General features: G+C 36.3%; 22 protein-coding genes. 7 read left to right on the top strand and 15 right to left on the bottom strand.

Annotation, left to right across the window (positions count from 1 at the left end):
* The first annotated feature begins 1 nt into the window (after position 1).
* On the top strand, positions 2 to 718 hold the full coding sequence (locus BXY75_RS08700) for a response regulator transcription factor (protein ID WP_121907309.1): 717 nt from the start codon (positions 2 to 4) through the stop codon (positions 716 to 718).
* A gap of 149 nt (positions 719 to 867) precedes the next feature.
* Here the strand turns inward: BXY75_RS08700 and miaA are convergent, their stop codons facing one another.
* The 8 genes from miaA to BXY75_RS08660 all read right to left on the bottom strand — a co-directional run bounded on the left by miaA (position 868) and on the right by BXY75_RS08660 (position 8,571).
* The gene (gene miaA / locus BXY75_RS08695) at positions 868 to 1,785 is read right to left on the bottom strand and encodes a tRNA (adenosine(37)-N6)-dimethylallyltransferase MiaA (protein WP_121907308.1); all 918 of its coding nucleotides are present in this window, start codon (positions 1,783 to 1,785) and stop codon (positions 868 to 870) included.
* Positions 1,785 to 2,654, bottom strand: a complete 870-nt coding sequence (locus BXY75_RS08690; protein ID WP_121907307.1) for an ion transporter — start codon at positions 2,652 to 2,654, stop codon at positions 1,785 to 1,787. The genes miaA and BXY75_RS08690 overlap by 1 nt, the downstream gene beginning before the upstream one ends.
* A gap of 28 nt (positions 2,655 to 2,682) precedes the next feature.
* Positions 2,683 to 4,071 (bottom strand): exonuclease domain-containing protein, encoded by a 1,389-nt coding sequence (locus tag BXY75_RS08685; RefSeq protein WP_121907306.1) that lies wholly within the window; start codon positions 4,069 to 4,071, stop codon positions 2,683 to 2,685.
* A 115-nt stretch (positions 4,072 to 4,186) separates the two neighbouring features.
* A complete protein-coding gene (locus BXY75_RS08680) occupies positions 4,187 to 4,837 on the bottom strand; it encodes a YggS family pyridoxal phosphate-dependent enzyme (RefSeq protein ID WP_121907404.1) in 651 nt (216 codons plus the stop codon).
* A 59-nt stretch (positions 4,838 to 4,896) separates the two neighbouring features.
* Complete coding sequence (locus BXY75_RS08675) at positions 4,897 to 6,135, bottom strand: DUF1015 domain-containing protein (RefSeq protein WP_121907305.1); 1,239 nt, start codon at positions 6,133 to 6,135, stop codon at positions 4,897 to 4,899.
* A 73-nt stretch (positions 6,136 to 6,208) separates the two neighbouring features.
* The gene (locus BXY75_RS08670; protein WP_121907304.1) at positions 6,209 to 6,574 is read right to left on the bottom strand and encodes a four helix bundle protein; all 366 of its coding nucleotides are present in this window, start codon (positions 6,572 to 6,574) and stop codon (positions 6,209 to 6,211) included.
* 103 nt (positions 6,575 to 6,677) lie between these two features.
* Entirely contained in the window at positions 6,678 to 7,565 is an 888-nt protein-coding gene (locus BXY75_RS08665) for a 3-hydroxybutyryl-CoA dehydrogenase (protein WP_121907303.1), read from the bottom strand.
* A 37-nt stretch (positions 7,566 to 7,602) separates the two neighbouring features.
* On the bottom strand, positions 7,603 to 8,571 hold the full coding sequence (locus BXY75_RS08660; RefSeq protein WP_121907302.1) for a Gfo/Idh/MocA family protein: 969 nt from the start codon (positions 8,569 to 8,571) through the stop codon (positions 7,603 to 7,605).
* 233 nt (positions 8,572 to 8,804) lie between these two features.
* Between BXY75_RS08660 and BXY75_RS08655 the strand changes: the two genes are divergently transcribed.
* Positions 8,805 to 9,446 carry a protein-L-isoaspartate(D-aspartate) O-methyltransferase gene (locus BXY75_RS08655; RefSeq protein ID WP_121907301.1) on the top strand — a complete coding sequence of 214 codons (642 nt, stop codon included), beginning with the start codon at positions 8,805 to 8,807 and terminating at the stop codon, positions 9,444 to 9,446.
* 21 nt (positions 9,447 to 9,467) lie between these two features.
* Here the strand turns inward: BXY75_RS08655 and BXY75_RS08650 are convergent, their stop codons facing one another.
* The gene (locus tag BXY75_RS08650; protein ID WP_121907300.1) at positions 9,468 to 10,451 is read right to left on the bottom strand and encodes a DUF1028 domain-containing protein; all 984 of its coding nucleotides are present in this window, start codon (positions 10,449 to 10,451) and stop codon (positions 9,468 to 9,470) included.
* Between the two features lie 202 nt (positions 10,452 to 10,653).
* On the opposite strand from BXY75_RS08650, the gene BXY75_RS08645 reads away from it, so the two are divergent.
* Together BXY75_RS08645 and BXY75_RS08640 are read left to right on the top strand one after the other, a co-directional pair.
* A complete protein-coding gene (locus tag BXY75_RS08645) occupies positions 10,654 to 11,214 on the top strand; it encodes a LemA family protein (protein ID WP_121907299.1) in 561 nt (186 codons plus the stop codon).
* A 75-nt stretch (positions 11,215 to 11,289) separates the two neighbouring features.
* On the top strand, positions 11,290 to 12,990 hold the full coding sequence (locus BXY75_RS08640) for a DUF2207 domain-containing protein (protein ID WP_211331812.1): 1,701 nt from the start codon (positions 11,290 to 11,292) through the stop codon (positions 12,988 to 12,990).
* Positions 12,991 to 13,066: 76 nt separating this feature from the next.
* Here BXY75_RS08640 and BXY75_RS08635 read toward each other — a convergent pair whose 3' ends face one another.
* Both BXY75_RS08635 and BXY75_RS08630 read right to left on the bottom strand, forming a co-directional pair.
* Entirely contained in the window at positions 13,067 to 13,594 is a 528-nt protein-coding gene (locus BXY75_RS08635; RefSeq protein ID WP_121907298.1) for a nuclear transport factor 2 family protein, read from the bottom strand.
* Positions 13,595 to 13,693: 99 nt separating this feature from the next.
* Entirely contained in the window at positions 13,694 to 13,861 is a 168-nt protein-coding gene (locus BXY75_RS08630) for a lmo0937 family membrane protein (protein WP_121907297.1), read from the bottom strand.
* Positions 13,862 to 14,039: 178 nt separating this feature from the next.
* Here BXY75_RS08630 and BXY75_RS17145 point away from each other — a divergent pair, with 178 nt between their 5' ends.
* On the top strand, positions 14,040 to 14,198 hold the full coding sequence (locus tag BXY75_RS17145; protein ID WP_170152873.1) for a hypothetical protein: 159 nt from the start codon (positions 14,040 to 14,042) through the stop codon (positions 14,196 to 14,198).
* On the opposite strand, the gene BXY75_RS08625 is transcribed toward BXY75_RS17145, so the two are convergent.
* Positions 14,158 to 16,641, bottom strand: a complete 2,484-nt coding sequence (locus BXY75_RS08625) for a DUF5686 and carboxypeptidase regulatory-like domain-containing protein (protein WP_121907296.1) — start codon at positions 16,639 to 16,641, stop codon at positions 14,158 to 14,160. The two genes, BXY75_RS17145 and BXY75_RS08625, sit on opposite strands and share 41 nt — an antisense overlap.
* A gap of 63 nt (positions 16,642 to 16,704) precedes the next feature.
* Entirely contained in the window at positions 16,705 to 17,169 is a 465-nt protein-coding gene (gene smpB, locus BXY75_RS08620) for an SsrA-binding protein SmpB (protein WP_121907295.1), read from the bottom strand.
* 148 nt (positions 17,170 to 17,317) lie between these two features.
* Here smpB and BXY75_RS08615 point away from each other — a divergent pair, with 148 nt between their 5' ends.
* Positions 17,318 to 18,073, top strand: a complete 756-nt coding sequence (locus BXY75_RS08615) for a DUF6503 family protein (RefSeq protein ID WP_121907402.1) — start codon at positions 17,318 to 17,320, stop codon at positions 18,071 to 18,073.
* On the opposite strand, the gene BXY75_RS08610 is transcribed toward BXY75_RS08615, so the two are convergent.
* Positions 18,060 to 18,587 carry a SixA phosphatase family protein gene (locus BXY75_RS08610; protein ID WP_245962946.1) on the bottom strand — a complete coding sequence of 176 codons (528 nt, stop codon included), beginning with the start codon at positions 18,585 to 18,587 and terminating at the stop codon, positions 18,060 to 18,062. The genes BXY75_RS08615 and BXY75_RS08610 overlap by 14 nt on opposite strands.
* A 302-nt stretch (positions 18,588 to 18,889) precedes the next feature.
* Here BXY75_RS08610 and BXY75_RS08605 point away from each other — a divergent pair, with 302 nt between their 5' ends.
* The gene (locus BXY75_RS08605) at positions 18,890 to 19,075 is read left to right on the top strand and encodes a CsbD family protein (RefSeq protein ID WP_121907400.1); all 186 of its coding nucleotides are present in this window, start codon (positions 18,890 to 18,892) and stop codon (positions 19,073 to 19,075) included.
* A gap of 64 nt (positions 19,076 to 19,139) precedes the next feature.
* Here the strand turns inward: BXY75_RS08605 and BXY75_RS08600 are convergent, their stop codons facing one another.
* Positions 19,140 to 19,625 carry an acyl-CoA thioesterase gene (locus BXY75_RS08600; protein WP_121907294.1) on the bottom strand — a complete coding sequence of 162 codons (486 nt, stop codon included), beginning with the start codon at positions 19,623 to 19,625 and terminating at the stop codon, positions 19,140 to 19,142.
* Positions 19,626 to 19,652: the final 27 nt, after the last annotated feature.

The raw sequence follows: 19,652 nt of genomic DNA, 5'->3' as shown, positions 1-19,652 counted from the left end.
TATGGAAACAGAAAACAAAAAAATCTTACTTGTAGAGGATGATCCAAACTTTGGAACAGTCCTTAAGGATTATCTTGCTATGAACGATTACAATGTTACTCATGCGAAGAACGGAATGGAAGGATTCGAAAAATTTAAAAAAGATGATTTCGACCTTTGTATTTTGGACGTAATGATGCCTTACAAAGACGGATTTACTCTTGCAAAGGAGATTCGCGAAAAAAATGCAGAAGTGCCTATCATCTTTCTTACGGCAAAGGCTATGAAGGAAGATGTGATGAAAGGTTACAAGGTTGGGGCAGATGATTACCTCAACAAACCATTCGATAGCGAAGTGCTTTTAATGAAGATCAAGGCGATTATCCAACGTAAAGCGACCGATTCGATAGCCGACAGCAAACAATTTGAATTCGAGGTTGGTAACTTCCATTTAAATTCAAAACTTCGTTTTCTTACTTACAAGAAAGAAGATTCTATTAAATTATCTCCTAAAGAAAACGAATTACTGCGGATGCTTGCATTGCATAAAAATGATTTAATGCCAAGAGAATTAGCACTTACAAAGATCTGGCGAGACGATAATTACTTTACTTCTCGTAGTATGGATGTATATATTGCTAAACTTAGAAAATACCTTGGTAAGGATGACGGCGTGGAAATTATAAATATTCATGGGGAAGGATTCCGTCTGGTTGTAAAGGACGAAGTAGATAACTAAATTATTGTTTCTACAGATTTAAGTAAATACATTGATTTTCAAAAGATCGATGGATAATTAGCGCATATCAAAATACATACTCTTAGTACGTATTTAATGTGACGCATATTCCCTAATTTAAGATATAAGATAGGTGTTTGAACGCTCTCCTAGAGGGCGTTCTTCTCTTTTATATAGTCTACTACTCCTGAAGTTGAATCACTATAATCAAACCACTTTATCTGTTCATTTTTACGATACCAGGTGCCTTGTCTTTTGGCAAAACGGCGACTATTTTTTTTAATTTCTTCAATCGCTTCTTCTTTTGTTAGATCTCCTTCAAAAAAACGAAATAGCTCCCGGTAACCTACAGTTTGCAAAGCATTAAGGTCTTTATGTTTGAATAGTAATTTTGCTTCTTCTAATAGCCCTTCTTCTATCATTAGATCTACTCTTTTATTAATTCGAGTGTAAATAACGTCTCGTTCGGCTGTAAGGCCAATATAGATTGTATTGAAGCTTCTAACTGGTTTCTTTTTTGCGAGGAAGGAAGAGTAGGAGTTACCACTTGCCCTGTAAATCTCCAAGGCTCGTATCACGCGATGTGGATTTTGTATGTCTGCCTTCTGAAAATACTCTGGATCTACTTTTTTTAGTTCTTTCTGAAGTGCTTCAAGTCCCAATGTTTCTAATTCCTGATTTAGCTGTTCACGTACACCTGAAGCTACTTCAGGAAATTTGTCCATACCGTTTACCACAGCATCCACGTACATTCCGGAGCCGCCAACCATGATTACTAACCGATGTTTTTCGAATAAATTTTCCAGCTTCAGAAGTGCTTCTTTTTCAAAATCACCCACACTGTAACTGTCGAATATAGACTTATTCTGAATAAAATGATGAGGAGCCATCGCTAACTCTTCCGAAGAAGGAACGGCAGTTCCAATCCTCATTTCTTTAAAAAATTGTCGTGAATCTGCTGAAATAATTTCTGTATTGAACGCCTTTGCCAGTTCAATTGAAAGATTGGTTTTTCCTATAGCAGTGGGGCCTACAACACATATAAGCAAGGGTTTTTTAACGCTCATTAGCCCGAAGTTTCATCTTCTTGTTCGAAGAGTGAGTTCCCACATTTGTGACAAAACTCTGCGTCATCTCTATGTTTTGCTGCGCCACAATGATAACAAACCTGCGAATTAACATGAACGTATTCAGGATCATCCTTTTGAAGCGGTTTACCAGCTTTTGTATATTCAGCACTCACGATTCCCGTTGGAACGGCAATAATACCGTAACCCATAATCATAATGATGGCGGCAAGAAGCTGACCCAAAGGAGTTACAGGTGCGATGTCGCCAAAACCAACAGTAGTAAGTGTCACAATACACCAATATACACTTACTGGGATGCTTTTAAAACCACTTTCCTCACCTTCAATAAGATACATTAAGGTTCCCGCAATTATGGAAATAATTAGTACGGCAAATAAAAACACAAATATTTTAGGTCGGCTATCTTTAAGGGCTTTCGTTAACTTATTTGATTCACCTATATAACGAGTTATTTTTAAAATTCTAAATACTCTAAGTAGACGCAGTGCCCTAACCGCAAGTAAAACATTACTACCTGCTAAGATAAAAGATATATAAAGTGGGATAGTAGACAAGAAATCAATGATGCCATAAAAACTAAATATATACTTTGATGGCTTCTTTACAGTGACAATTCTTGCTATATATTCGAAGGTGAAAAATATCGTTATAACCCATTCTCCATAATACAACAGGTCGTAAGCCCAGCCGGGTAGCCCTCTAATAGTCTCGATCATCACAAAAATAACACTTAGCAAAATAAGTGCGAGTAATATAATATCGAATAGTTTTCCTATAGGGGTGTCTGCTTCATAAATTATATCATGAAGTTTTGTACGCCAGTTGTTATTTTTTATTCCTTTCAATCTTGAATGGTTGTATTTATAAATGTAATCAATTTCTAGAATCTACATTGTCTGTAGTTAGATGCACGGTTTTAAGCACTTTGTTTTTACGAAGGTAATTCTGGATAATATGCTGAGCATCCCGGTTATTTTGCATCGGACTAATAATCGTTTTCAATACCTCAATGTTATTAATTTGAAAGTTCAAATTGTAAAAACCAAAGCCTTTGTATTGTCCGTTTTCAATTAAAATCACCGAACGTTCGTCAACACCTCTTCCTTTATCAATAATTAACATATGCTGATTCTCGTAACTGTATTTATCTAAAAACTGTCGCACCCTTATATTGTAATCATCTGGTGCTTCTTCGTTAATACAAGCTCCGTGACATTCTTTAATACTATGTAGAAAACAAGCATTCTTAGTTTCAGATAGACCTGTTAACTTCTGACAAAGATGAAATTCTTCTGTAATTTTAAATAAAGAAGATTTTGCCTGCTGATAGTTCCCGAAGGTTGTAATCGCTTGCTTTCTTCCGTCTGCCTTTTCTATTTTAAGTTGCATATAGCCGGCTTCGTCTATAAACGATGTGAGTTGATGTGTAAATATTGTTTTGCTTAACGCTCTATTAAATAGAGGCTTATTGCATTTTATCTCATCACTTTCCTTAAGTTGCGCTATAAGGTCATTTCCGGTTTCTTCGTAGGTAACAGCCGTTACTTCCAATTGTATTCGTTTTGACTTTCGATTATCGTTGGTAAAATGCTGGGTAAGTCGTTTTTTAATATTCTTGCTTTTCCCGATATAGATGATTTTTCCATCTTCACGATGCATATAATAGACGCCAGTTTCACTTGGAGCCGTTGCAATGATATCAAGTAACTTAGGTTCCAATTGTCGTTTAGGATCTTTGCGAACTAACGACTGTATAATCTCTTTGGAAGTGTCTTTCGATAATAATAACTTGAAAAGTGTTACGGTTGCTTTTGCATCTCCCTGAGCCCTGTGACGGTCACTTAGCGGTATGCCTAATGTACGAACCAACTTTCCAAGACTGTATGAAGGTAAATCGGGAATCAACTTTTTTGCAAGCTCGACGGTGCATAGGGTTTTTAGGTCAAAATTGTATCCCAGTCTGTCGAATTCGGTGGTGAGTATACGGTTGTCAAATTTTGCATTATGTGCCACTAACACGCAATCTGCGGTGATTTCAATGATTCGTTTGGCAACCTCATAAAACTTCGGAGCATTTCGAAGCATATCGTTATTTATCCCGGTAAGATTTACCACAAAAGGCTGAATACTTCTTTCAGGATTAACGAGACTGGAGAACTGATCTACTATTTTGTGTCCATCGAACTTATAAATTGCAATTTCTGTGATTCCTTCCTCATTATATTTTCCACCTGTCGTCTCTATATCTAAAATTGCGTACATCTATAAATTTCTGTGCTTTCGTTTAAAGTTATGTAAGTTACAAAGTTCAAAGGTACGAGGATTTATGTTGATCTACGCTAAATATTTACACGATGAAAGCGTCCAAAATCCCCTACTAAACTCGTTCACCAAATATAGCGCTACCTACACGAATCATGGTGCTTCCTTCGGAAATAGCGATAATATAGTCACTACTCATTCCCAACGATATAATGGAAAGCTCGTAGGTATTCATTAAATTATTAAAGCATTTTTTTAACTTCTGAAATTCACTTCTCAATTGCTTCTCATTCTCGGTAAATGTGGCCATTCCCATTAGGCCTTTTATTTTTATATTCTGAAGCGATTTTAGTTCTTCTGAAGCTAATAAAACACCGGCATCTGCAGCATCCATACCAAATTTGCTATCCTCTTCCGCAATCTTTATCTGAAGCAGACAATCTATCACCCTATCATTCTTCTTTGCTTGCTTGTTGATCTCTTTCAATAATTTAAAACTATCAACTGCATGAATTAAACTCACAAACGGAGCCATATATTTTACCTTATTGGTTTGCACATGCCCAATCATATGCCATTGTACATCCTTGGGCATTTCTTCCCATTTAGATGCCATCTCCTGAATTTTATTCTCACCAAAGATGCGTTGTCCGGCTTTATATGCTTCCATTAGATCACTCACAGGCTTGGTTTTTGAAACCGCTACCAAAGTGACGTCTTCTGAAAGTTGTTTTGTAAGTTTTGTAATGTTTTCTGAAATACTCATAGTTTTCATAATAATTCAAAAAGGGTGTAAAGTTGTATTTTCAAGAGAATTTTTTAATACTAAAATTCATAAATGGTCACCCCACTTCTAAGTTTGGGTTCGATATAAGTGCTCTTTGGAGGCATTTTTAAACCTTCATTGGCTATTTGCTTTAATTCCTCGGTTGTAACTGCCAACAATCCGAAGCCCACAGTAAACTCGCCTTTATCGACCAGGTTTCGTACATAAGCAAGATCATTCTTTCCATGCGAGTATTCGATGCGAGTGTCGTTACGAAGATCTTCAATTCCAAGAATAGGCTTCAGAACAGTTTTGAAAAGTATCTGAGCATCCAAACCGTCAAGCGCGTTGTTAATTTCGTAATTGTTTTTCCGAAGAAATAATGAATAAAAATTTCCGTCCATATACATACTAAAATGATGCTTTTTGAAGGGTTTATAATACTCTTCTCCACGATTTTCTATTCTAAAAATAGCATCAAGTTGTACTAAAAATTCCTCTTTACTCAGCCCATTTAAATCTTTAATAAGACGATTGAACTCATAAATCTTTAAGTCGCTTTCAGGAATTAGATAACTCATAAAATAATTGTACGATTCCAGTTTCTTTGCATCCTTGTTTTCCTCATTCTGATGTTTTGCCAACAAACAAGAGGAAGCCGATCTATGATGTCCGTCGGCTATATACAAGGTGTTCATTTCAGAAAAAATAGCGCTAACCTTGGCTACAATATCGGCGTCATCGACCGCCCAAAGATAATGAGTGTCTCTGTAGGTAGTAGTGAATTCGTATTCAGGTCGATTTTCCATCACCTTAGCGATAATGGCTGCTAACTCATCGTGGTCGGGATAGGTGAGTAGTACAGGTTCTGCATTAAAGCCTACGGTTTTTAAATACTTTTCAAAAATCACCTCTTTGTATTCGAGCGTATCTTCGTGCTTTTTAATAATGTCGTCTTCATAATCCTGAGCACTAGCAGCGGCGACAACTCCATTAAATTCCAATCCGTCGCGGTTCACAATACGATAGAAATAATACGAAGGATTTTCATCTTGCATAAAGATTCCATCTTCCTTAAATTCCTGATAACGGTTTCTCACCAAAGAATAACGAGCCTCACCGGAAATTTCCTTTTGGTATTTATAGCCCGGATTAATAATATGTAAAAATGAAAACGGATTATCCCTAAGCCTCGATTCCACTTGTGCCGATGTATAACTGTCGTACGATCGTGCTGCAAGTAAACTGACTTTGTCTCTCGTTGGGCGAACTGCTTTAAATGGGATTATCTTTGCCATTGTTTGGTATTCAGTATTCAGTATTCAGTGTTCAGTGTTCAGTGTTCAGTGTTCAGTGTTCAAAATTGGGTAGCTAATTTACACCAAATTTCTTTGGATTTAGGATCATAAAGTTTATCAACTTACCAATTTCAATACTGCTTTCAATTAATCGGTTATAAACTATTTTATCTATATAACCACATTTAAAAGAAAATTCGAGCCACGTCTGTGTTTCTGCATTTTCTGCATCACTATCAGATAATTTACTTCGAAATTGTTTAATATAGCTTCTTTTTCTATACGCCTCTGCCATATTAGCCGAAACACTTCGGGACGATCTCCTAACTTGATCTGTGAGCGCGTACGTTTCCTCTTTAGGGTACTTCTTGGTTATTTCAAAAATTTGCATCGCTAAATCTACCGATTTCCGATACGCTATCAACTCGCGATAATCCATAAAACTAATGTGTTAAGGGGAGTTGATATAATTTTATTTACAACCACCGTCACTGCGACTGCGACTGTGAATGCGACTGTGACCGCGACTGTGAATACACCCTCTAAGAAAACATAGCTGCTACATCCTCCGCTTTTCTGTTCTGACTGTAATCGTAGAATCCTTCACCACTTTTAGAACCTAATTTGCCTGCCATCACCATATTTACAAGCAACGGACAAGGCGCGTATTTTGGATTTTTAAATCCGTCGTACATTACATTCAGAATAGAAAGACATACATCCAAGCCAATAAAGTCTGCTAATGCCAATGGTCCCATAGGATGAGCCATTCCAAGCATCATAACTGTGTCAATCTCTTTCACGCCTGCGACTCCGTTGTATAGCGTTTCTATAGCTTCGTTGATCATCGGCATTAAAATCCTATTCGCTACAAATCCCGGATAATCATTTACTTCTACAGGAACTTTATTTAATTTTTCAGAGAGTTCTTTTACCGTTTTATATGTTTCCTGACTCGTACTGTATCCTTTGATGATTTCCACCAATTTCATGATAGGAACCGGATTCATAAAGTGCATTCCTATCACCATTTCAGGGCGGGAAGTAACTGCCGCAATCTGAGTGATCGATATAGACGAGGTGTTACTTGCTAGAATAGTATCGTCTGGACAGAATTTTTCAAGATCTCTGAAAATCTTCAATTTTAGATCGAGATTTTCGGTAGCTGCTTCAATTACGAGACCCGCATATTCGACGCCTTCTTCCAAACTGGTATAGGTAGAAATATTATTTAGGGTTCGCTGTTTATCGGCTTCGGTGATTTTTTCCTTGGCTAACATGCGGTCCAAGTTTTTAGTGATCGTAGCCATCCCTTTGTCTAATGAGGCCTGAGAAATATCTATTAATTGTACTTTATAATCGAATTGGGCCAATGTGTGGGCAATTCCATTTCCCATGGTTCCCGCTCCTATAACTGCAATATTCTTCATAAACTTATCCGCAATGGCGGTATCTTTTAATTAAACTTTATACTGTTTTAAAACTTTCTATTATTTTCATCGCAATGCGAAGGGCTTCGGCTCCCTGACCTAAGCTAACTACAGGCGTTGTGTCAGTATTTATGGCGTTGGCGAAAGATTCAAGCTCATCCAGGATAGCGTTATTACTATCCACTTCGGGATTATCGAAATAAATCTGTTTTTTCACTCCTTCAGCATTGGTGAGAATCATAGCAAAATCATCAGGATTTTCAGGGGCATCTTTCATTTTTACCACTTCACATTTCTTTTCTAGGAAATCAACTGAGATGTATGCATCTTTCTGAAAAAAGCGAGCTTTCCGCATTTTCTTCATAGAAATTCTACTGGCTGTAAGATTGGCAACACAGCCATTTTCGAATTCGATTCGTGCGTTTGCAATATCTGGTGTTTCACTTATAACGGCCACACCACCTGCATGAATTTCCTTTACTTCGGAATTAACCACACTTAATATCGCGTCTATATCGTGAATCATAAGATCTAACACAACTGAAACATCCGTTCCCCTTGGATTGAATTCGGCAAGACGATGGGCTTCGATAAACATTGGATTCTTAATCATATGATTTACCGCCATAAATGCGGGATTAAAGCGCTCTACTTGCCCAACCTGTCCTCTTACTTTGTGCTTTTTAGCGAGATCACGAATAATATTTGCCTCTTCCACGGTATGAGTGATGGGCTTTTCAATAAACAAATGTTTTCCGGCTTCCAACACTTTTTTAGCACATTCGAAATGATGAATCGTTGGAGTCACTACATCTACCATATCACAGGCATTTATAAGTGCATCCATGCTTGGAAAGGATTTATATCCAAATTCTTTTTCTATTGCTTCGGAAGCTTTTGGATTTGCATCATAAAATCCAATAAGTTCGTAAGCATCGGATTGTTGAAGTAGCTTTAGGTGAATTTTTCCCAGGTGACCTGCACCTAGTACTCCGGCTTTTAACATCGGTATATATTTTGTACAAATGTAAGAGTTTCAGAAGAAGTTTAAAAGTTTATAAGATTAGAAGTTCTATAGGGATAATCGCTGTAATGCATATTACAATTGATGCGTTTATGAAAATATAAGTATTTCAGAAAAAAGGAAAAAAACGATTATCAGAGAAGGTGAAAAACTTCCTTCTTCAAATCACAGACTTCATCGCATTTTTATTTATTTTGCAGTCAAAACCCCAACCATTGAAAGATACTTTTACTCATAGAGGAATGCGGAATAAATTGGTAAAAATCCTTCGAAAAAAAGGAATTACCAACCCGGATGTATTGCAGGCAATTAGTACAATTCCCCGACATTTGTTTATGGACTCTGGCTTTGTAGATCACGCCTATGTGGATAAGGCATTCCCAATTGGTGCCGAGCAAACAATTTCACAACCCTATACAGTGGCGCGCCAAACAGAGTTGTTGAATGTAAAAAAAGGCGATAAAATTCTTGAAATCGGAACGGGCAGTGGTTATCAAACAGCGGTTTTGTTGGAAATGAAAGCTATTGTTTATTCAATCGAACGACAAAACGAACTTTTTAAAAAGACCAAGCTTTTTCTTCCCAAATTGGGATATCGTCCTAAAAAGTTAATTTTTGGAGACGGATATATCGGACTAGAAAGTGAAGCTCCTTTCGATGGGATTATCGTAACAGCAGGAGCTCCTTATGTCCCAAATCCGTTACTCGCCCAATTAAAAGTAGGAGGGAAGTTGGTTATTCCTGTGGGGGATGCCGTGCAAATTATGAACGTTTTTACACGCACATCTGCAACTTCATTTGAAAAAGAGAAGTTTGGCGAATTTCGTTTCGTCCCGCTATTGGAGGATAAGAATTAAATTAGCTCATCTTTGACCTTTTTATTGAAGTAGTTTTTTTAGATCTTCTTCGGAAACATTCAACAAACCGACCTTGGGTAATCTTTGGGTCAATGTTCGCCAGTTAGCATCCTGCGCATAGATTTTTTGTAGCATGGCTGAAGCTTCTTCAATTTTTTGATCATTAGCGAGTGTAATAGCCGTCCAGTATTGCATTTCTAAATTCTTCGGAAACATTTGCATAGCGCTGTTATACTCCAACATTGCATTTTGCATCTCATTCTTTTCGACAAAATAGTCCCCTTTATTCATGTGTTCGTAGGCTCTAAAGACCTTCAGAAGACGATCTAATTCTGCGATAGGATTTTCAGCATCATCTACTCTTAAGTCTATTAAGGTATCGTTCCAAGGTTTCGAACTGCCTTCCGAAGCAACAATAAGCAAAGCTGCCGATTGCTTTCCTCGAATATCTCCACCTTGTTCTTGTGCTGCTTGTAAAACCGCTACCATTCTTTCTGCCAATGGAAGCGTACTATTGTCTTTCCATGCTTTTTCCATTGCGGGAACTACATTATCAGTAAGCATCATATTAGCTTGAACGGAAAAATCCTTACCGTTTAAATGGCTGGCAAAATCAATACAGCTTTTTCCGGTATGTGTCGCAACCTGGCCTTTAGCGTCGAGAATGGCAACCTGTCTAAAGTCTCTTCCTTCATCATCACTGAGTAGTATATCCAAAGCTTCCTGCGGGGTTTTTCCACTTTCGAGTAGTGCTAAGCCGTTTATACCAAAACCTCTGTTTGTAAATGATTGTGTGGCAACCACGCCAACTCCTGCTTTTCCCCAGGAAACTCCAGTACCTACACTAAACCAATGACTTTGCACTCCAACGGCCATTTCACCGGTATTCGCATCTCTGGCAACGATAGAAAAGGTGTGGGCTAATGGATCGGAGGGTTTTTGTGAATAGGAATTTATAGAAAATGCCATAATAATCAGATGAATAATGATAATTGATGGTTTCATAATCAAAGATTTTAAGTAATGAGATGAAGAAAAGTATCTACTAATATAACTGTTTTAATTTACAATAAACTGAGCATTTTCATATAGAAAAGGTAAAACACTAAGAAAATGGGGAGATAACACTTGAATGATTTTAATAAAAAGTTTTTATCTTAGATGTTCATTATTAACTCCTTATAATTGAGTTAGAAAATTTTGGTTTATGAACTTCATAATTATTTTGGTGCCAGTTTTAATAATCCTCGGATTCTTACTGATATTTATTTTCAATCGATTTACGAGCAACAAAAATTTAGTAAAGGATGCTTGGAGCAATATCGATGTTGCATTGAAGCGTCGTTACGATTTAATTCCCAATCTGGTAGAAACAGTCAAGGGGTATGCAGCTCATGAAAAAACGACCTTGGATGAAGTAATTAAAGCTCGTAATGCAGCTGTGGCTGTGCCGCAAGGAGATATTAACGAGCAGATTAGAACTGAAAATCAGTTGCAGCAAACGTTACGAAGTATCTTTGCACTAGCTGAAGCCTATCCAGAATTGAAGGCCAATGTGAATTATATCGATCTTCAGAATAAACTAAACGAAATCGAAGAGAATCTTGAACGTAGTCGACGTTATTACAATGGTACGGTTCGTGTCAATAATACCTATGGTGAAAGTTTCCCTGGGCTATTGTTCGCCGGAATTTTGAAGTATCAGCATTTCGACTTTTTTGAAAGTGATGCAGCGAGCCGAGAAAATATAAAAGTGGATTTTTCCTAAGAGTTGAAAATTTAGAATCATGTGAATGTTTTTTATTTTGAAGATGTTTTATTCAATTGCAATCAAATTACCTAAATGATGAAACGAATATGTATTATTTTTTTGCTGTTTTTATTTACTTCGGAAGCAAGTGCGCAAGATTTTACAGTGACCTATTGTAAGATTGAAGTTTACATTCATAAAGAGGGTTATTTTGATGTTGTAGAAAAGTATGATTTGAATTTCAGTCTTCCCAAACATGGGATTTATAGAGATATCCAAACGAACTATGATTTGATTACTTCTGAAGGGAAAAAAGAAAAAAGAAAAATAGAGATTTCTCATGTCGATGTGCCCGATTATATGTTTGACGCCTCATCACGTTTATCTCAAAGACTTGGCGGATACTTCAACGTAAAAATTGGAGATCCTGATGTATATATTCAAGGACCACAGCATTATGAAATTCGATATAGGGTCGAAAATGCTTTTCTGTTTGAGGAATCAAATATTCGTTTTTACTGGAATTTAAAACCTCACGGATGGTATACACTATTTAGACAGATTGATTTTGAGATTCACCTGCCAGATGGAATAGAAGTTTCGCCCGATTCTATTTTTGTGTATTCTGGAATTACTGGAACTGACACAGTGAGCACACATTTTGATGTGAGTCAAGAAGGAGGCAAGATTGTTGGAAAAAGTGACCAGTTCTTTTTTTCCTACACAGGTCAAAGCGTTACCGTATTGCTAAACTTGCCCTTAGGGTCTGTTAAAGAAATTGTTCCACTATGGCCATTTTGGACAAAGTATGGATGGACACTAATTATTGCAGCACTTTTTATAACTTACTTCTTAGTCTGGCGCAGTTACGGCAAGGATGATGAGGTTGTAGCTGCTACCGAATATTTTCCGCCTAATGACATGGATCCTGCTATGGCGGGATTCTTAATCAATGACAAAGAGGATACCTCCGATCTGATTTCCTTAATTCCTTACTGGGGTTCACAAGGGTTATTGATTGTTGAGGATATTCCTAAAAAAGCTTGGTTTGGCTCAAATGATACAAAACTTATTCGATTAAAACCGTTGCCGGACACAGCAAATCCATACGAAAAAAAGATTTTTTCAGGACTCTTCGGAAATTATACAGGGAAGACTAAAACAGAAGTTCTTATTAGTAGTCTTCGCAATACATTCTACACTTCCATGATAAGTGCAAAAGCAATGCTGAAGAAGGATGCACAAGTCTATTATAACGCAAGATCCAGAAAAGTAAAAGGCTTTTCGTATGTAGTTCTAATTTTAATATGTGCTGCGCTTTTTGTTCCGATGCTCTACTTATGGAGCTTTATTGGAGTAATTGCACTTTTAGCAAGTTGTCTCATTTTGATGATTTTTAATAGATATATGATTAAAAAAAATGAAAAAGGCAATCGAATTTTCTCCCAATTAAAAGGATTTAAGCGTTTTGTAAAAGTCGCGGAAGAGAATAAACTAAAAATGTTACTAGCAGAAAATCCAAGGTATTTTGAGAGCACAATGAGTTATGCGTTAGCTTTTGGGTTATTTGAAAATTGGGCGTCGAAGTTTGCTGCTTTGGATATAACACCTCCAAAGTGGTATAGTAACTCTGCAAACAGTTCTTTAAATATGAATAATTTTTCTAATTCATTTAGCAGTTCAATGAGTTCGGCTCGATCAACAATGGTAAGTTCTCCTTCCAGCAGCGGATCGTCTGGAGGCGGCGGCTCTTCAGGTGGTGGATTTGGTGGCGGTGGCGGTGGAAGCTGGTAGCATTTCTTTCAAATCTTTTAATATGATTTGTCGTTTAATATCTTCAAAAATTGTTTATTAAGAGTTTCGAAGGAAGTTACTTTTCCATAAAAGGTCTAAAATCATTTATAGGAACAGCTTTCTCGTAATCTACTTCGTTGATAGTGTTTCCCTCTGTAGCATCATAATCCATAGTGATCTTCCAGTCTCCAGCCTCTTTTTTGAAAATCACATGAAACTGCCCATAATGGGATTGCTCATCTTGAGTGTCTTTATTTACTATTAATCTATAAATCCCTCTATCGCTCGCAACCGAATCATTACTTATTCGTTCAAAAAAGCGTAATGAGATTGTACTGGTCGTATTATTTTCTTTTGAATTCTGAAATTGCTGTTTGTAATTTTCGATGTAGGTGTTATAATCCAGTATGCTTTGACCACCGCCTATTCTAATGAGTTCTTTTGAATGAATCTGTGCCATCAAAGTATAATCAAGTGAATCGAATGCTTGATAGAATTTAGCCCAAACCTCATTGATTTTTTTCAGATTTTTTTGCGATTGCGCATAGATTGTTACTGGAAACAATACGCACAAAAGGAGAATCGCAAAAACTCTTTTTAACATGATATCTTATTTGTTAGATATACTTAATAAGCTCAATATAATTGCACTATACTAATTGGTCAAATTTTGAGATTATTAAGCATATCTATGATCTAAAATTTATAAGGGTTTTCTCCCACTAATTATATTGTACAAGATTACAACAATAGCAATAACTAAAAGGATGTGGATAAGACTACTTGTGCCTAAACCGGGAATTACCCCTAAAAATCCTAATAACCATGCGATAATACAGATTACTGCAACTAACCAAAGTAAGCTTCTCATAAGTGTTGATTTTTAGATTGAGAACTAAAGATACAAAAGAAAACTAATTGATTTACTTCTACTTTGTCAAAAATGATTCACCAAATATTCTACTTGAAATTATGGCATTATGAAGAAATCAATAACATCTTTGCACGATACTAAACTCATTATCTCTTTTTTCTGAAAATTAATCTCTATGATTTCTTCAGAAAGCAATGCTTCAGAAAGATCGCTAACAGAAAATTATTCAAGTGAGTCAATTTATTTTAATGGAGGATTTAGCTTAATTGCACTTCCGAAGCCTTCCGAAGAAATTATAAACCTAAAAGATCAAGAAATTTTAATCCAAAGATAAAGGCGCCGTCACTCACACCATTGTGATAGGAGCGAACGTAATCTAGACGTAGCAATCGGTATTTCCCAATTCCTAGATTATCGATTCCAACAGACCACTCGGTATAAGGCTTATTATCTTCCCTACTCAAAAGGTGGGCACCGGCGATGAGATTAAAATTCAACTGATTTATTCCAGGAATCTTACCGAGGATCCAGCCTTTAAAATCGTGCTCTAAATGGCCTTCAAAGTAACTTTTATTGGTACTTTGATCGTAATAAGGCAGCAAGTTGAATACATTGGTGTAATTCACACTTGTCCCCACACGAGTCTGGTTCCCGTTGAAATGCTGGTAATCTGCAAACGAAATGTCCTCGGCATTGAAGAACGTCCCGCCTTTAAGATTGTAATAGAATTTACCTTTGTTACCAAGACTCAATTCCTGATCTAAAGCAGCTTTAACTTGCGAATAATTATAATTAGAATTGGACGCGCCAAAACCACTTTCCAGACCCAATGTAAGCCTTGGATAACGCTCGTTACCAATATTGAATTTCATATCAGGATTCGAGAAATATTTTTGTCCGAAGGTAATTCTGGTCGAAAGATCGACCTTAACTATATCGTGCTCATCTATAGCGGCAGAATTAAAATTTAAAGGCGCTAAAGGGTTATTTGACGTATAGGAAACATTTTTATTTTTAACAATTATCTGATCTGTTTCGTTAAACAATGGCTTCCTATTTTCATATCCTACTCTGGTTTGCAGTTCAATTCCGTTGACCACTTCCTGGAAATAGGAGATTCTGGCAAAATTAAGTTCGTATGCTTTTAAATAATTGCGTTCAAAAAAAGTGGTAGCGATGCTGTTTATAAGTAGAGAAATAGGTTCTGTTGAATTAAACTGTTCTATTTTACTACCGCCAGCAAGGGAAAAACGCAGGTTATTTTTACGATTAAAATTATAAGTTGCCCGACCGGTGAAACGCAGTCGATCATCTGAAATTCCGTAAGTTGCATCGGTACGAAGTGAAAACCATCGCGTTTGATTCTCATCGAACCACCTAAAGAAGGAGAGTCCGGCGCTACTATTCCATCCTTGAAGAGTAGAAAATGCAATCCCTTTTAGTGGGCCATCGTAGCTTACACGCCATTTCTTGAAACTGTTTTTATAGGTATAGCCTGTGAGAGGATCAAGCAATCCGAATTGATTCGATTTTTGATCAAGAGAATCGAGATAGGGTTTTGAGCGTCGTAAAACCTGCAGACTATCTTTCTTGATATAATCTGTTAGTTCTTCATTTGTTAGAGGGACAGGTCTGGTTCCTTTCCAAAAAATGCTGTCTTTTTTGTTTGCTTCAGCTTCAAAAGAAAGTACCTCATTAGTAAAATGCCTCTTCTCGAATTTCGGTTTAAAATCGTAATTGCTATAGACTGCGATAAACCTTCCGTCGCCATTCAGACCTAAAAAACCAAATCCAAAATCGATCGTCTGTGAAATCTTAACCCAAAAGTTGTATTTAGGGTCGAATTTAAAGTTTTGTTTAAAGACCAGTTCTTTTATAAAGGGAACCTGAATAGCGGCACCATTGGTTTTAATTTCGACACCGTACAATTGCCAATCGTCTTCTACAATATAAATATATCCTTCCCAAACCCTATCTTTAGGTCGTTTGGGAGTCACCTTAATCTTGTTGATCAATTTATCGCCTTCATAAAAAATTCCATCCAATTTGTAGTTGTAATAGCTCATTGCAGAGGCGCCAATTGGAGAAACTATTGGAGCATTAAGATCTATGGTGTTTTCGTAGAAGGAAAAATTCGCTTCTTGTGCACTATTAAAACTGAAACCATTGTCATTTCCACTCACCTTGCTAGCGATGATCTTTTCATTAAATTCATCTGGTTGCCGATAGGAAAGCTTCGAAATACTTTCTGATAAATAAATAATTCCGGAGCGGGTAGAATCCAGAGCGCCTTCTAAATCACCAAGATCGCGTCCCATGATTTTTAGGGGAGCATTTTCAACCTTCCACAAACCTCTGGAATAGAAATCGGCAGTATACTCGCTAATCTTCTCGAGATTATGCTTGCGCCTGGCAATTGTTTCACGAATGATTCGATAGGCAGGATCTTCATCGTTAGAAATAATCACCTCATCAAGGCTCACACTTTCCTCTGTCATAGAGACATTTAGGATATATGGAAATGAAACAATGTTGATTTTTTTAGAAACGGTCTTGTAACCTAAAAACTGAAAAATCACCGAATAACTGTCATCGTTGGTAACGGATAATTCGAAATTCCCGTCGTCATTAGTAGTCGTACCAACATAGGTGTTTTCTAAATAAATGTTTACATAAGGTAATGGATTCCCCTCGAGGTCTGTTACTTTACCTACAATTTGAGCCGAAGCGAGGCTGGTGTAAATACAGAATAACAACAAAATAATTTTTTTGATCATAGACATTAAAGGCTTCTTAAGACGAAACTACAACGAAAATGAAAGAAATTTTGCAAGAAAAAGTTAATTATTAAATGCTTTTTTAATTCTGCTGAGGTCTCGTTTATTATCGCGATCCTTGATGGTATCCCGTTTGTCGTATTCTTTTTTTCCCTTGCAAAGTGCAATTTGCAATTTTGCTATGCCTTTGTCATTGGTGTAAAGAAGTAGTGGGATTATAGTTAGTCCGGAGTTTTTTACTTCTTTTTCTAACTTTTTAAGTTCACTTCGATTTAATAATAGCTTGCGTTCGTTTTTTGGGTTGTGATTAAAATGAGTAGCATGCGAATATTCCTGAACAGTCATATTAATTACAAACAATTCACTGTTGTGAAATTCACAGAAACTTTCGGCGATTGATGCCTGTCCTTCACGAATGGCTTTTATTTCGGTTCCTGCTAAAACAATTCCTGCCGAATAAGTATCGAGGATCTCATATTCGAAGCGTGCCTTGCGGTTTTTTATTTTTACGTTTTTCTGAAGTGCCATTGCACAAAAGTAGTATTTCTATTTATGAATTAGAAAGATTATTAAGTTTGACTATTTTTTTCTTCTGAAGGGAAATAACATAAAATTATAACGTAAGTTTTAATGTCAAATATTGACTTAGAACGTACTTTTGTAAAAAATGAATCGAATGAAACTATATACAATATTAATTTGCCTGATTTTAATAGTTAGTTGTAAAGAGAAAGAACCTGTTGTTACGGCACAATCTATAGTGGATAAGGCAATATCGAATGTTTGTGGTACACAATGTGATCAACGCATTGTCGAATTTAAGTTTAGGGACAAACAGTATAAAAGTGAACTAAATGGAGGGGAGTATAGTTTAGAACGAATGTTTAAAGACTCGACGAATGTGATACATGACAAACTAACCAACAACGGATTTACACGATTGATTAACGGCAGCGAGTATGTGGTAGCAGACTCGATGAGAACACGTTATGAGGAAGCTGTGAATTCTGTGCACTATTTTGTACAGCTGCCTTATGGTTTGAATGCTCCTGCCGTAATGAAGGAGTTAATTGGAGAAACTACTATAAAAGCGAAAGACTATTATGTAATTGGAGTGACTTTTTCGGAAGAAGGTGGAGGAGTGGATTTCGATGATTCTTTTGTTTATTGGATTCACAAGACAAATTATACGGTAGATTACCTGGCTTATAAATATTTTACCAATGGAGGAGGTATAAGATTTAGAGAAGCTTATAATGAAAGGAAGGTAAATGGGATTCGATTTGTCGATTACAATAATTATAAACCAGATTCTATTGACACTAAACTTACCGAGCTTACATCTTTGTTTGAAGCCGGTCAACTTACATTGTTATCGAAAATTGAAAGTGAAGAAGTTAAAGTTACTTTAACTGGGACTAGTCAACCGTAAAAATCTGCACATTTTTGTCATTTCCGGTAACAGTTACCATAAATAACATCCCGTTTTCAGAATCGTCTATATCCGGATATTTTTTCTCTCCAATAATTGCATTCACAAATTGAGGAGTAGTATTACTATGGCCTACAATGAGTACGTCGTGCCCTTTAGTTTCCGTTTTAAAATCATCAGTATATAGGTTTGATGGATCATAAGACTGTATCATCAGGTTTTTGCTTGCTGCTGTATATGCAGCTGTTTGCATAGTCCTTTTATAATCGGTGGCATAAATCTGGTCTATTTTTTTATCTTCAAAATAGGCGGCCCAATTCTGCGCTCTTTCTATTCCTTGCGCATTTAGCTCAGGATTTTGATTGGTTGAGTCACTTCGATCTTTTTCTGCATGTCTGATGAGATAATAGGTAGTAGATACTTCGTTAACTGTAGAAGTGGCTATCTCTTTTTTATTCTCTTTACAACTGCTGAAAAGCAAGACTATGAGCGCGGATAGAAGGATTTTTTGCACGGATTGAATAATTTAGAGGATAAAAATACGAATTGATAAAACCAAACTCCAAAATATTACGTATTTATTATAAGCAGTTTGTTGATTGTGAGGATTGAAAAACTGAATTTGTTTGTTTGTTATTGATTGAAAAACTCTTCTTTTATATTTAAAGGAAGAGTTTTTCTTGTTTATAACATACTTTAAGAAACTTTTACAAAACAATAACAAATTGTACTCCTTTTTTAATGTTTTGTTATAACTGATTGGCTATTCTATGGCTTAATTTTGAGATATACATTAATACTAAAAAAACAAAAGCTATGAATTCAGATCAATTAGAAGGAAAATGGAAACAAATTAAAGGTGAGTTTAAGCAAAAATATGGTAAAGTCACCGATAATGATACCGTCTTTGCTGAAGGTAAGTTCGACGAGATGTTGGGTAAACTTCAAGAAAGTACAGGAAAGACCAAGGAACAACTTAAAGATGAAATAGATCGCTGGTAAACAGTGTCAACTATAAGTTGCTATGAAAAAGGAATCCCCCAACAATTGTTGGGGGATTTTTTATTTACACTTTTTGTTTCTTGAAGGAAGCTACTCTATTTTCAAAGATAGTCGTGTCTACCGGGACAACTACTTCATTATATAAGGTCGTTAGATCTTCCGTATGAATTTCTCTTTTTTGTTTTAATAGATTGAAATGAACATAGGTGCTCCACATAATGGCTTTCACTTCTGTTTTGTCGGCGTTGAGCATTTTCAATTCAACTAGTAACTCTGTTTCATTAAATTTTAGTAGTTGTGTTTGTATAACCACTTCTTCCATAAGGAATGCAGGTTTTAGATAGGCAATCTGATTGCTTCCTACCACCCAGCTTTTACCCTGTTTACGGGCCATTTCATAAATATCAATACCATAGTTGTCATTCACCTGATCTTCTCTCGCATTAATTAGATAGTTTAAATATGCGACATTGTTCAAATGATTAAATGGATCACAGTCTTGAAAACGAATCTTAGTCTTACTCTCTAACACTTTAGGTAAATTGTTCATGTAATATTTTTTAATACCATTTGGTAT

It is taken from the genome of Ulvibacter antarcticus (genome assembly GCF_003688405.1).
Lineage (GTDB): Bacteria > Bacteroidota > Bacteroidia > Flavobacteriales > Flavobacteriaceae > Ulvibacter > Ulvibacter antarcticus.
Note: the sequence above shows the minus strand (reverse complement) of the source record. Positions and strands in the feature narration are given on the sequence as shown.